The following is a 12,043-nucleotide window of genomic DNA, read 5'->3' as shown; positions in this document are numbered from 1 at the left end:
GGATAATGGTGGCATGGCCAAAACCCCTGCCCAGCGGATCAAGAAGCACGGCGCCAACGCGGCGGTGCCGCAACATCACCTGCCACCGGTGGTCAACCCCACCACTGCGCGCACGCCGGAAAAGGCACAGGGAAACAGCAACCTGATCGTCATTGCCGGCGTGGTGGCCAGCCTGTTCCTGTTCTGGTACCTGCACCTGCTGACCCTGACCCAGCTCACGCAGCTCTCCCAGGGGATGGCCATGCCGGATTCCCTGGTGGGCGGCTTCGATGCCGGCTACATTGGCACCTTGCAGGGGCAGATGGACAGCGACGCGCTGGGCCAGCTCAGCTACGTCCACAAGACCGCCGGGACGCTCTTCCCCCTGATCTTCGGGTTTACGTGGCTGCTCCTCATTGGGACCAACGTGGCAGGGAAGACGCTGCGTTGGGCACTCTGGGCGCTGCCCATGCTGTTTGTGGTGGTCCGGTTGTGGGGCAACGTCGCCATCGACGCCATGATGGCATCCAGCGGACCCGATGCCGGCCAGGTGGCGTTGGCATCCGGCCTCACCATTGCGGGCTGGGTGCTTCTGGTGCTGAGCCTCCTGGCCGGGGCCGCGGCGGTGTTCCTCAACAGCCGGAAGCGGAAACAGCGCTAAACGGCCGTGGCCTTTGTGGCGGCCGCTGCAGCCCGCCGCTGCTTCCGGTGCCGGTGCACCCGCTGGGCGATGACCAGCCCCGCAGCGGCCATCCCCACGGTGACCGGATAGCCCATCAGGCGCTCCAACGTGCCGGGCTCGGGAACCTTCATGCGGGTGAGCCCTCCAGTGGCCGTGGCCGCCAGCGACACGCCGCCACACACCAGCAGGAACCACGCCATCCCGGTCTTCCGAAGCCAGAGAATGCCCAGCACCAGCAATGCCAGCCCACCGGAGATGAAATACGTGATGGCGCCGGCGTAGTGCCAGGGTGAGCCCGCATCCTCCGGAACCAGCCCCACCACCACGGTCCCGGCCCCGGCGGCTCCGGTGAGCAGCCGGACGGCGGAGGCTGCAAGCCAGGGCTCCCGGCGCCGCCAGTCCACCCGCGTGCCGGGCCGGGCGGCCACGCGCAGCAGCCCCGAGGTCAGCAGTACCGCCCCCGCCAGCAGCCCCAGGCCCTGGACCACGAACGAGGCATTCATCAGCCAATTCAAGGGCGAGCAGACATCCCGGCCGGAATAGATTCCGCAGTGGAGCGCCCCCAGGTCGCTGATGTACCCGGTCCGCAGGTTGTACGGGCGGGGTCCGGCCCACGCCATGGCCACCGCTGCCTCGGCAGCGAAATACTGCAGCACACTCAACACTGCCCACGCCCCGATGTACTGCCGGGTGGACGCCACGTTGGGGGTGACGGCAGTGGCGGGAGCGGCAGTGGGTGCTGGACTCATGCCTTGAGCGTAGTACGGCCCGGCACCTTGTATGCTTGTAACCGTGTCCGGACGGACCGGCCCCGCCGAATTCCACCGGACATCCGCCCTCGTAGCTCAGTGGATAGAGCACGGCTCTCCTAAAGCCGGTGTCGTTGGTTCGATTCCAATCGAGGGCACTTGAATCCTCCTTCCCCGGAGCCAAGCCTCCGCGCCTACCTCCTGGGCAGCCACCAACCCCACATCACAGGCCGGCGTGGCCGCTGGCGGCTGGAGCGGGACCTGCTGGACAGGTCGGACGGCACCCGGGGAACTTTTTCCGGCGTCGTGATTTTCACCCCTACGGACGACGACGGCCTGGCCCTTCGCGAAGAAGGCACCATGCGCTGGCCTTCTTTTACCGGTCCCGCCTCGCGGGAGTACGTCCTGAACCCCCTGCCGCAGCCCGATGCGCTGGACGTGTTCTTTCCTGACGGCAGGCCGTTCCACCGCATGAGCTTCACCCCTGACACCAGCCAGGACACCCACTGGTGCGACCCCGACACCTACCGTGTCTCCTACACCCGCCAGGGCCCGGACGCTTTCAGCTACAGCTGGGACGTCACCGGCCCCCGCAAGGACCTCCTGCTGATCTCGCGCCTGGAAAGGATTTCCCCGTGAAAGACCGGATCGTGGTCTCTGCCGTCTGCGTGTTTGACGACGCCGGGCGCCTCCTGACAGTACGGAAGCGCGGGACCGGCATGTTTATGCACCCCGGCGGCAAGCCGGAGCCGGGCGAAACCGCTGTGCAGGCAGCCGCGAGGGAACTCGCCGAGGAGGTAGGGATCGTTGTCCGCCCCCAGGATCTGGAACTGATGGGGGTGTGGATCGCCGACGCCGCGAACGAGGCCGCCACCGACATCGAAGCCACCGTCTTCATCGCCCCGGGCACCTGGCAGGCCACTCCCGCAGCTGAGATCGCCGAGATCCGGTGGCTGGATATCAGCAGGCCGGACGCGGCCCTTTCACGGGACCTCGCGCCGCTGCTGACGGACCACATCCTGCCCCTGCTGGCCGCACGGGCCCTCTAGGCAGCGGCCGGGTGTCCAGCCCTTAGAACTCGGGGACAGCTTCCTGCGCCACGGCCGTGGCCTCGGCAAACTGTGTCTGGTAGAGCTCGGCGTAACGGCCGCCGGCTGCCAGCAGTTCGGTGTGGGTTCCGCGTTCGACGATTTGGCCGCCCTCCACCACCAGGATGGCGTCTGCAGCGCGGACGGTGGAGAGCCGGTGCGCAATCACGACGGCGGTACGCCCCTCGAGCGCGGCGCCCAGGGCTGCCTGCACGGCCGCTTCGTTCGTGGAGTCGAGCGCGGCGGTGGCCTCATCGAGGATGACCACCCGGGGCTGGGCGATCAGGAGCCGGGCGATGGTGAGCCGCTGGCGTTCACCGCCGGAGAGCCGGTAGCCGCGCTCCCCCACCACTGTCTCCAGGCCGTCCGGCAAGGACCTGATCATGGTCTCCAGCCGTGCCTGGCGCAGGACGTCCCACATGTCTTCGTCCGTGGCGTCGGGACGGGCCAGCCGCAGGTTGGAGGCGATGGTTTCGTGGAACAGGTGCCCGTCCTGGGTCACCATGCCCAGGGTGTCCCGCAGCGAATCGAACGTAGCGTCCCGGACGTCCAGCCCCGCCCCCGGCGCGGTGCCGCCAAGACGCACGGCGCCGGAGTCGACGTCGTAAAGCCGCGACAGCAGCTGGGCGATGGTGGACTTACCGGCGCCGGAGGAGCCCACCAGGGCCACCGTCTGGCCCGGTTCCACCCGGAAGCTCAACCCGTGCAGCACTTCCTCGCCGCCCCGGGTGTCAAGGGTCGAAACTTCCTCCAGCGATGCCAAGGAGACCTTGTCCGCGGAGGGGTAGGCGAACCGGACGTTGTCGAACTCCACGGACACCGGCCCGGCAGGAACGGGCACGGCGTCCGGCTTCTGCTGGATCAGGGGTTCCAGGTCCAGGATTTCGAAGACGCGTTCAAAGCTGACCAGGGCGCTCATGACTTCCACCCGGGCGTTGGACAGCGCCGTGAGTGGGGCGTAGAGCCGGGTCAGGAGGAGCGCCAGGACCACCACGTCTCCGGGGGCGAGCTGGCCGCCGAGGGCGAGCCAGCCGCCCAGTCCGTAGACCAGTGCCAGTGCCAGCGCGGACACCAGGGTCAGGGCCGTGACGAACGTGAACTGCAGCATGGCCATGCGCACGCCGATGTCGCGGACGCGGCCGGCACGGGCGGCGAACTCGCGGGATTCCTCATCCGGGCGGCCGAACAGCTTTACCAGCGTGGCGCCGGGGGCGGAGAACCGCTCCGTCATCTGGGTGCCCATGGCGGCGTTGTGCGCAGCGGCTTCACGGCGCAGGTCGGCCAGCTTGGAGCCCATGCGCCGGGCGGGAATGAGGAAGATCGGCAGCAGCACCATGGCGAGGACAGTCACGAGCCAGGACTTGTTGAGCATCACGGCCAGGGTCAGGATCAACGCCACGGAGTTGCTCACGACGCCGGACAGGGTACCGGCAAAAGCTGACTGTGCCCCGATGACGTCGTTGTTGAGGCGGCTGACCAGCGCCCCTGTGCGGGTGCGGGTGAAGAAGGCGATGGGCATGCGCTGCACGTGGTCGAACACCCGGGTGCGGAGGTCCACGATGACGCCTTCGCCGATGGTGGAGGACAGCCAGCGGGTCAGCAGCCCCACCCCCGCCTCCCCCACGGCCACGATGGCGATCAGCACCGCCAGCCAGATCACGGTACCGGCATCCGACTTGGCGATGATGGCGTCCACCACCTGGCCGGCAAGCACCGGGGTGGCGACGGCCAGGAAGGCCGCTGCCACGGAGGAGAGCACAAAGGCGATGAGCTTGCCCTTGTGCGGCGCGGCGAAGGCCAGCACCCGCTTCAGGGTTTCCTTGGAGAACGGCTTCGAGCCGCTCTTGGCGGTGCTGATGTTGTAGAGGGAGCTCCAGGCCACGCGGTCCATGCTCATGGTTGTTTCTCCTGGCTTGCAGTGTGGTGGAGTTCCTGGACGGTTCCGTTTTCCAGGTGCCACCGTGAGTCGAGGCGGACATTTTCGAGCAGGCGGCGGTCGTGGGTGACCAGCAACAGCGCACCGTCGTAGCTTTCCAGGGCCTCTTCCAGCTGCTCAATGGCGGGCAGGTCGAGATGGTTGGTGGGTTCGTCCAGTACCAGCAGGTTTACCCCGCGCGCCTGGAGCAACGCCAGGGCGGCCCGGGTCCGCTCCCCCGGGGACAGGGAATCCACGGTCCGGGAGGTATGGTCCGCCTTGAGCCCGAACTTGGCCAGGAGCGTGCGGACGTCGGCGCCGGTCCAGTCAGCCAGCACGGCTTCGACGGCGTCGCCGAGCGCCCGGCTGCCGTCAAGCAGCCCGCGGGCCTGGTCGATTTCGCCGACGGCGACGGAGGCACCCATGGAGGCCTCGCCGTCGTCCGGTTCCTGGGTGCCCAGCAGCAGCCGCAGCAGGGTCGATTTACCGGCGCCGTTGGGCCCGGTGATCCCGATCCGTTCTCCGCCGTTGAGCTGGAGGTTGACCGGCCCCAGGGTGAAGTCACCCTGGCGGGCCACCACGTCGCGCAAGGTGGCCACGACGGCGCTGGAGCGGGGAGCCTGCCCGATGCTGAACTGGAGCTGCCATTCCTTGCGGGGCTCTTCCACGACGTCCAGCCGGGCGATGCGGGACTCCATTTGACGGACCTTCTGGGCCTGCTTCTCCGAAGACTCGGTGCTGGCGGCCCGCCGGATCTTGTCGTTGTCCGGGTTCTTCTTCATGGCATTCCGGACGCCCTGGGAGCTCCACTCCCGCTGGGTCCGTGCGCGGGACACCAGGTCTGCCTTGGTGGCCGCAAAGTCCTCGTACTTCTCGCGGGCGTGCCGGCGCGCCACCGCACGTTCCTCGAGGAAGGCGTCGTAGCCGCCGTCGTAGACGGCCACGCTGTTCTGCGCCAGGTCCAGCTCCACCACCCGCGTCACGCAGCGGGCCAGGAACTCACGGTCGTGGCTTACCAGCACCACGCCGCCGCGGAGCCCCTTGACAAAGTTTTCCAGCGTGGCCAAACCGGCGAGGTCAAGGTCGTTCGTGGGCTCATCGAGCAGCACCACGTCGAAGCGGCTCAGCAGCAGTGCAGCCAGGGCAACCCGGGCGGCCTGGCCGCCGGACAGTCCGGTCATCAGCGCATCGGGACCAGCATCCAGCCCGAGGTCGGCCAGCACAGCGGGGATCCGGTCGTCGAGGTCCGCGGCTCCGGAAGCCATCCAGCGGTCGAACGCCCGGGAGTAGGCATCATCTGCCCCGGGCGCGCCGGAGCCCAGGCCTTCGGCGGTGGTTTCCATCTGCAGGGTCGCTTCGGCGCAGCCGGTCCGGCGGGCAATATACCGGGCCACGGTTTCACCGGAGAGGCGGTCGTGCTCCTGCGGCAGCCAGCCAACGAAGGCGTCTGCCGGGGCAAGGCTGATGGAACCGCCCTGGGGCTGGTCCACGCCGGCGAGCAGGCGCAACAGGGTGGACTTCCCGGCGCCGTTCGCTCCCACGACCCCGACGACGTCGCCCGGGGCTACCGTCAGCGAAAGCCCGGAGAAGAGCTCACGGTGCCCATGGCCGCCGGAGACGTCCTTGGCAACGAGGGTTGCAGTCATTGATTCGTCCTTTCGCCGCTGCCCGGGAAGCCCATATGCGGCCGGCGCAGCAGCGGTTTCGGGGCCGCGGCGCCGCTGGGGCTGCAGGACATAGAAGAACCCGCTGGTCCGGACTTGGGGGGTGTACGGACCAACGGGCTCGACCATCAACTATAGACGAATGTGGGTTGCGGGCAAAATCCGCGGCACGGCTGCGCACCGGCCGGCACGGTAAAGTTATCCACATAATCACCCGTTCTGCAGAGGGCTTTCCATGAGCATTCCCGCCAAGGCGTTTCAGCGCTGGCTGCAAAGCATCGCCCCCGATGCCAGCACTGCGGACGTCTGCCGGGTCTCCGGGATCAAGCGCACCACACTCGCCCAGCAGCTGGTCCGGGGCAAGGTGGCAGTCAACACGGTGGTCAGCATCAGCCGCGCCTACCACGCCAACCCGGTCGCGTCGCTGGCCGGCTTCGACGACTACAGCGTCCTGGCCGGCCCGCCCCACCCTCCCACCAAGTGCGAGCTGGTAAGCCAGATTTCCACGGCCGACCTCCTGCGGGCCCTTTTGGTCCGGTCCGCAATGGACCCGGTCCAGGGAGCTTCCACACCCGTCCTGGGGCCGGCCCCGCACGCCACCTCGGTGAAGAACTGGGTTGATGCGATCGACGACGGCGAGGTCCGGCAGCGGGTCTCGGCCAGCACCGGTGTGGCTCCGCAGAACTATTCAGCCCAGCTGACTGCCAACCGGCTCTCCCCCGAACTCGCCATGGCCACCGCCGTGGCGGCAGGGGTGGGCCCGGTGGGCGGCCTGGTGGCAACGGGGCTTGTCACCGAGGAGGAGGCCGGCTGGCCCGCGGGGGCCCGGCAGGCCGCGCTGGACAGCCTCTCCGACGGAGAACTCACCGTGCTCGCAGGAGACAGGCTGCAGGCCTTGGGTAAAGTGCTGCGCCGGCATGAACAAGACCAGGCACAAACCGAAAAAATATGGGAGAACCTGGGATGATCGAGACCCTCCAGTGGACCACGCTGGCCATTTGCGGCCTCGTTGCGGCAGCGCGCATTCCCAGCGCCCTCCGCGGCGAAAACCGTTCTTTGTTCGGCATCTTTGCGTTGATGACGCTTGCCATCCTGTTGAGCATCCAAGGCCCCTACGTCGTCATCGACCAGGCCATGGGCGGGATCAACCTGGCCAACCTGCTGCTTCGCTTCGTCGTCTTCGGCGCCATCTTCTTCCTGGGCATCCGTGTCTCCCGGGGCTTCGGCGCTGACGGGGCCTACCGGCTGATCACGGGGAGGACCGGGCTCATGGTGCTGCTCACGATCTCGGCCGTGATGGTGGCGTTGTTCCTGCTGATGGACACATCAGGCTCCTCTGCAGGACTGGTGGCCATCTCCGCCAAGGATGGACGCAACTTCGCGCTAGTCGAGTACTACGGCGCGGCAGGCCGGGCCTACCCGGCGTTTGTTGCCCTGGCCCTCGTGCCGCCCATGGTGCGCGCAGTGCAGGAACGCCTGCCCCTCCTGGTGCGGATTGCCGCCGGGTTGCTGGCCCTGGGCGGCGCAGCCGTTGCGCTGACCCTGCTCTTTCCTCTGATCCCGCCGGCCCTGAACGCGATGGAATTCATCATCAATTACTCGGCAGTCCTCTGCTACGTCGTTGGCCTGGCCCTGATCTGGACGGCGAGGGTAGTGAACCGCCAGGCCAGGTCCCGGAAGACATCTACCGAAACGTAACATTTCCAGCTTTCACAAAATCATTAGTGTGTGACACAATCATGAATGTGTGAAGGCGGGCAGGCCAGGCGCTTTTGAACGGGGATAAATTCTCAATCGCCGGGCTGTCCAGTATGCCTTTGCGCACATTGGGGGGATGAGTGGTGGCGGATCGTTGGGGACCGCCCCCACTCAGCCTGTTTAAGGGCCCTTGTGCCCGCCTTGGAACCGCTATTTCCGGGTGAAGCGCAGGGTGACCAGCTGGAACGGCCGGAGGCTGAGCCCGGCCCCGCCCTCGCCGGGAACCACTCCCGGGGCCTCGGCCGCCCGCTCCAGGAGATCTGTGGCCACCACTGCCCGGACGGGGAAGTTGGCAGCGATATGCCCGGCGGAGCGCTGCCCCAGGGACTCGTAGAGCCTTACCACGACATCTCCGGAACCGTCCTGCGCACACTTGACCGCCTCGACCACCAATGCTGGATTGCTGACCGTGAACAGCGGCTCCACCGGCGCCGCGCCGCGCATCAGCCGGGGCGCCAGGTTGGTCCGGTACCCTTCCTCGATGGCCTCGGCGATGCCGGCCCCCGGGCGAATGGACACGGTCAGCTCGTGGCGGCCGCGGTCGGCGTCGGGGTCGGGGAATTTGGGTGCCCGCAGAAGGGACAACCGCACCGTCGTGGTGGTGCCGCCGTCCGCTTCCCTGACCGCCCTGCCTACGTCGTGCCCGTACGTGGACGAGTTGGAAACGGCCACGCCGTAGCCGGGTTCGCCAACGTGGATCCAACGGTGCGCGCAGATTTCGAACTTCGCCGCCTCCCAGGAGGTGTTGGTGTGGGTGGGCCGGAAGACATGGCCGAACTGGGTTTCAGAGGCCGACCTGTCGGCCCTGAGATCCAGGGCAAAGCCCAGCTTGAGCAGCTTCTCGCGCTCCTGCCAGTCCACCGAGGTGCGGATTTCCAGTGACGGGCTGCCGGGCGCAAGGGTGATGCGCTGCGTGAGCGGCGAGGCACCTGCCAGCCGGTCCACGACGACGACGGCGTTCGCCCCGTCAGTGACCAGCCGGACTGATTCCGCGTGCCGCAGCGCAGTGACGTTGCGCCGGTAGAACTCGTCAATGTCCCAGGCATCCCATTCATTGGGCGTATCCCGGTGCAGCTCCAGCAGGTTGCCGCGTTGGCCGGGGGCGATAGCTTCGCGGCCGGTGGCGTGGTCGCGCAGCGAAACCAGCAGTCCGTCGGCGTCCACCACGGCGCGGATGATGCCGTTGTCAAGGATCCAGCAGCCACCGTCCCTGGTGGCCTGCGCGGCTTCCGTCGGGGCCACGGGCGCTGCGGCTGAGAGGGCCGGAACACCCTGCCGCGCATGCGGGGCCGCATTGAGCAGAAACTGCTGTTCGCCTTGGCCCAGCATGGCTGCGGCCGCCTCGCCAATGATCGCTTCAAGGGCGGTTTCGATGGCCTGGTAGTTCCGCTCGGCATCCTGGTGCACCCAGGCTATGGAGCTGCCCGGCAGGATGTCGTGGAACTGCTGCAGCAGCACCAACTGCCAGAGCCGCCGGAGTTCCGCCAACGGGTACTCGTAGCCGCTGCCGGTACGGACCGCAGCAGTGGCGCACCACAGCTCCGCCTCGCGGAGCAGGTGCTCGCTGCGCCGGTTGCCTTTCTTGGTCCGGGCCTGGCTAGTGTACGTGCCGCGGTGCAGCTCCAGGTACATCTCGCCCACCCAGACGGGCAGCCCCTGGTAGTCTTCTTCGGCCTGCCGGAAGAAGCTCTCCGCCGACCCGACCCTCACCTTGGGTGAGCCTTCCAGGTCCCGGGTGCGGGCTGCGGCAGCCAGCATCTCGCGCGTGGGACCGCCGCCGCCGTCGCCGAAGCCAAAGGGCACCAAGGACACGGTGCCGCGTCCGTGGTCCCGGTAGTTGCGCTCGGCGTGGGCCAGGTCGCGGCCGCTGAGGTCCGAGTTATACGTGTCCACCGGCGGGAAATGGGTGAACAGGCGGGTGCCGTCGATGCCTTCCCAGTTGAACGTGTGGTGGGGCATCTTGTTGGTCTGGTTCCAGGAGATCTTTTGCGTGAGGAACCAGCGGCTGCCTGCGGCTTTGACGATCTGGGGAAGCGCCGCGCTGTACCCGAACGAGTCCGGCAGCCACGCCTCGCGGCACTCGATGCCGAACTCGGAGAGGAAGAAGCCCTTGCCCTCCACGAACTGCCGGGCCATGGCTTCGCCGCCGGGCATGTTGGTATCGGATTCCACCCACATGCCGCCGACCGGAACGAACTGCCCGGCGCGCACCTTCTCGCGGATCCGTCCGAACAACTCCGGGTAGTACTCCTTGATCCAAGCCAGCTGCTGGGCAGAGGAACAGGAGAAGACGAAGCCCGGGTCTTCGTCCATCAGGGCCACGACGTTGGAAAACGTCCTGGCGCACTTGCGGATCGTTTCACGGACGGGCCAGAGCCAAGCGGAGTCGATGTGTGCATGGCCGGTGGCCACCAGTTGGTGCGCGGAGGCGTACGCGGGGCGGCGCATGACGTCGGCGAGCGCCTCACGCCCTGCCGCCGCGGTCCCGGCGACGTCGTCCGGGTCCATCACGTCCATCATTCGTTCCAGAGCCCTGAGGATCTCGTGGCGGCGTGGCAGCTCCAATGGCAGCTGTTCCATCAGGCCGGACAGGGTCCAGACGTCCTGCTGGAGTTCCCACACGCACTGGTTCAGTTCCGCGATGGCGATGGTCCCGAGCCGGTACTGCGGGGCTCCCCCGGCTGTTGCCTTGTCGCCCAGCGGAGTGGCTGCGAAAGTCCAGCCCTGTGCCATGTCAGGGTTCGCGGCGGCCTCCACGTAGAAATCCACGGCCATACCGCTGCCCAGGAGCTTCAGCGGGATGTACTGGTTGCGGGGAGAGATCGCCTTGATGATGGACCCGTCTGAACGCCAGGCGATGCCCTCGCACTGGAACCCGGGCGCCTCGGTGGTGAACCCGAGGTCCACCACCACCTCCAAGGTGGTGTCCGGGCCGCTGGCCCATGATTCCGGTACTTCTCCCTGCAGCCGGAGCCATGTGGTGCCCCACGGCCTTCCCCAGGGTGCGCCGTGTTCCTGCGGCTGGAACTGTTGCCGCATCGCCTCCAGCGCGGGGACTGGTTCGCCGGGGACCTCCCAGCTGCTCAGGGCAAGCGGGACCGTCCTGCTGTAGGCGGCTGGGTTGATGCGCTCGCGCACAAACCTTGCCAGGCGGACTTCCGTGATCCTGCGGTCGTCATGCAATATGGGTCCTCTTTAAGCTTGAAACTGGATCATCGTGTCCATTCGATGGATAAATCTACCCGCTGGCTTCCCGGCATCCAACCCCCTCGGCCCGAGCGTTCAACCTTAGGCGCGCGGGACGGCAGCTTCCGGTCGCAGGATCCGGGCTTCGCCAGTGTAGACGTTGAAGCTGGTGCCGCGGCTGAAGCCCGCCACGGTCAGCCCGTTGGCCTCGGCCAGCTCCACGGCAAGGCTCGATGGGGCGCTGACGGCGGCCAGGACGGGAATTCCGGCGAGGGATGCCTTCTGCACCAGTTCGAAGGACGCCCTGCCAGACACCTGCAGGACGGTGCCGGTCAGCGGCAGGAGGCCTTCGCGCAGCGCCCACCCCACCACCTTGTCCACGGCGTTGTGCCGTCCTACGTCCTCGCGCAGGCACAGAAGGCGCGGTTCGCCGTCGTCCCCAATCCTGAAAAGGCCCGCAGCGTGCACTCCGCCGGTATCGTCAAAGAGGCGCTGCGATTTCCGCAGCAGGCCAGGCAGCGACGCGAGGACCTCGGCATCGACTGTCAGCGGGTCCGACTGCGGGCTGAAATGCGAGGACTTCTGGACCGCATCGATGGAGTCCGTTCCGCAGATGCCGCAAGAGCTGGAGGTGTAGACCTTCCGCCCGGTGTCGGGAACGTCGACGCCGGGCCGCAGCTGTGCCTCCACCACGTTGAACGTCTGGACGCCGTCCTCGTCCTCGCCGGCACAGAAGCGCAGCGATACCAGCTGCTCCGGAGCCCAGATGACGCCCTCGGAGACCAGGAATCCGGCCACCAGGTCAAAGTCGTCCCCGGGGGTCCGCATGGTCACCGAGTAGGACAGCTTGCCGATCCGGATTTCCAGCGGCTCCTCCACGGCAAGGACGTCTTCGCGGTGGCGGACCGGGTATTCCAGCGCACCCGGCGATCCGTCCAGTACATACTTGTGCACCTTTCGGCGCTGGGTTACGCGTCCCATGGTCCAGCCTGCCTCGTCATGACTCCATCATGGCACTTTTG

At 67.4% G+C, this 12,043-nt stretch carries 10 protein-coding genes and 1 tRNA gene; 6 read left to right on the top strand and 5 right to left on the bottom strand.

Annotation, left to right across the window (positions count from 1 at the left end; genetic code table 11):
• Positions 1-13: 13 nt before the first annotated feature.
• Positions 14-640, top strand: a complete 627-nt coding sequence (locus QRN53_RS14020; protein WP_285244441.1) for a hypothetical protein — start codon at positions 14-16, stop codon at positions 638-640.
• Here QRN53_RS14020 and QRN53_RS14015 read toward each other — a convergent pair.
• Positions 637-1,410, bottom strand: coding sequence for a DUF998 domain-containing protein (locus QRN53_RS14015; protein WP_285244440.1), 774 nt, complete (start codon positions 1,408-1,410; stop codon positions 637-639). The genes QRN53_RS14020 and QRN53_RS14015 overlap by 4 nt on opposite strands.
• Positions 1,411-1,495: 85 nt before the next feature.
• Between QRN53_RS14015 and QRN53_RS14010 the strand changes: the two genes are divergently transcribed.
• The 3 genes from QRN53_RS14010 (at position 1,496) to QRN53_RS14000 (ending at position 2,459) form a co-directional block, all read left to right on the top strand.
• Positions 1,496-1,568: transfer RNA gene (locus QRN53_RS14010), tRNA-Arg, on the top strand.
• Between the two features lies 1 nt (position 1,569).
• The gene (locus QRN53_RS14005) at positions 1,570-2,049 is read left to right on the top strand and encodes a DUF6314 family protein (RefSeq protein WP_285244439.1); all 480 of its coding nucleotides are present in this window, start codon (positions 1,570-1,572) and stop codon (positions 2,047-2,049) included.
• Positions 2,046-2,459 carry an NUDIX hydrolase gene (locus QRN53_RS14000; protein WP_285244438.1) on the top strand — a complete coding sequence of 138 codons (414 nt, stop codon included), beginning with the start codon at positions 2,046-2,048 and terminating at the stop codon, positions 2,457-2,459. The genes QRN53_RS14005 and QRN53_RS14000 overlap by 4 nt, the downstream gene beginning before the upstream one ends.
• 22 nt (positions 2,460-2,481) lie before the next feature.
• On the opposite strand, the gene QRN53_RS13995 is transcribed toward QRN53_RS14000, so the two are convergent.
• Together QRN53_RS13995 and QRN53_RS13990 are read right to left on the bottom strand one after the other, a co-directional pair.
• Positions 2,482-4,395, bottom strand: coding sequence for an ABC transporter ATP-binding protein (locus tag QRN53_RS13995; protein ID WP_285244437.1), 1,914 nt, complete (start codon positions 4,393-4,395; stop codon positions 2,482-2,484).
• Positions 4,392-6,059: an ABC-F family ATP-binding cassette domain-containing protein gene (locus QRN53_RS13990; RefSeq protein WP_285244436.1), complete on the bottom strand. Its 1,668-nt coding sequence runs from the start codon at positions 6,057-6,059 to the stop codon at positions 4,392-4,394. The genes QRN53_RS13995 and QRN53_RS13990 overlap by 4 nt, the downstream gene beginning before the upstream one ends.
• Before the next feature lie 253 nt (positions 6,060-6,312).
• Between QRN53_RS13990 and QRN53_RS13985 the strand changes: the two genes are divergently transcribed.
• Both QRN53_RS13985 and QRN53_RS13980 read left to right on the top strand, forming a co-directional pair.
• Positions 6,313-7,044, top strand: coding sequence for a hypothetical protein (locus tag QRN53_RS13985; protein WP_285244435.1), 732 nt, complete (start codon positions 6,313-6,315; stop codon positions 7,042-7,044).
• Positions 7,041-7,775, top strand: a complete 735-nt coding sequence (locus QRN53_RS13980; protein ID WP_285244434.1) for a hypothetical protein — start codon at positions 7,041-7,043, stop codon at positions 7,773-7,775. Before QRN53_RS13985 ends, QRN53_RS13980 begins: the two co-directional genes overlap by 4 nt.
• Positions 7,776-7,985: 210 nt before the next feature.
• Here the strand turns inward: QRN53_RS13980 and QRN53_RS13975 are convergent, their stop codons facing one another.
• Together QRN53_RS13975 and fdhD are read right to left on the bottom strand one after the other, a co-directional pair.
• Positions 7,986-11,018, bottom strand: coding sequence for an alpha-mannosidase (locus tag QRN53_RS13975; protein ID WP_285244433.1), 3,033 nt, complete (start codon positions 11,016-11,018; stop codon positions 7,986-7,988).
• 105 nt (positions 11,019-11,123) lie between these two features.
• Positions 11,124-12,002 carry a formate dehydrogenase accessory sulfurtransferase FdhD gene (gene fdhD, locus QRN53_RS13970; protein ID WP_285244432.1) on the bottom strand — a complete coding sequence of 293 codons (879 nt, stop codon included), beginning with the start codon at positions 12,000-12,002 and terminating at the stop codon, positions 11,124-11,126.
• Positions 12,003-12,043 lie beyond the last annotated feature (41 nt).

The sequence above is a fragment of the Pseudarthrobacter sp. fls2-241-R2A-127 genome (assembly GCF_030209355.1).
Taxonomy (GTDB): domain Bacteria; phylum Actinomycetota; class Actinomycetes; order Actinomycetales; family Micrococcaceae; genus Arthrobacter.
This window is presented reverse-complemented; position numbering and strand designations above follow the sequence as displayed.

What these genes read in the sequence shown, in the direction of transcription:
- QRN53_RS14015 (WP_285244440.1), bottom strand. Translation starts at nt 1,410, where the DNA reads ATGAGTCCAGCACCCACTGCCGCTCCCGCCACTGCCGTCACCCCCAAC.
- QRN53_RS14020 (WP_285244441.1), top strand. Translation starts at nt 14, where the DNA reads ATGGCCAAAACCCCTGCCCAGCGGATCAAGAAGCACGGCGCCAACGCG.
- QRN53_RS13995 (WP_285244437.1), bottom strand. Translation starts at nt 4,395, where the DNA reads ATGAGCATGGACCGCGTGGCCTGGAGCTCCCTCTACAACATCAGCACC.
- QRN53_RS13980 (WP_285244434.1), top strand. Translation starts at nt 7,041, where the DNA reads ATGATCGAGACCCTCCAGTGGACCACGCTGGCCATTTGCGGCCTCGTT.
- QRN53_RS13990 (WP_285244436.1), bottom strand. Translation starts at nt 6,059, where the DNA reads ATGACTGCAACCCTCGTTGCCAAGGACGTCTCCGGCGGCCATGGGCAC.
- QRN53_RS13985 (WP_285244435.1), top strand. Translation starts at nt 6,313, where the DNA reads ATGAGCATTCCCGCCAAGGCGTTTCAGCGCTGGCTGCAAAGCATCGCC.
- fdhD (WP_285244432.1), bottom strand. Translation starts at nt 12,002, where the DNA reads ATGGGACGCGTAACCCAGCGCCGAAAGGTGCACAAGTATGTACTGGAC.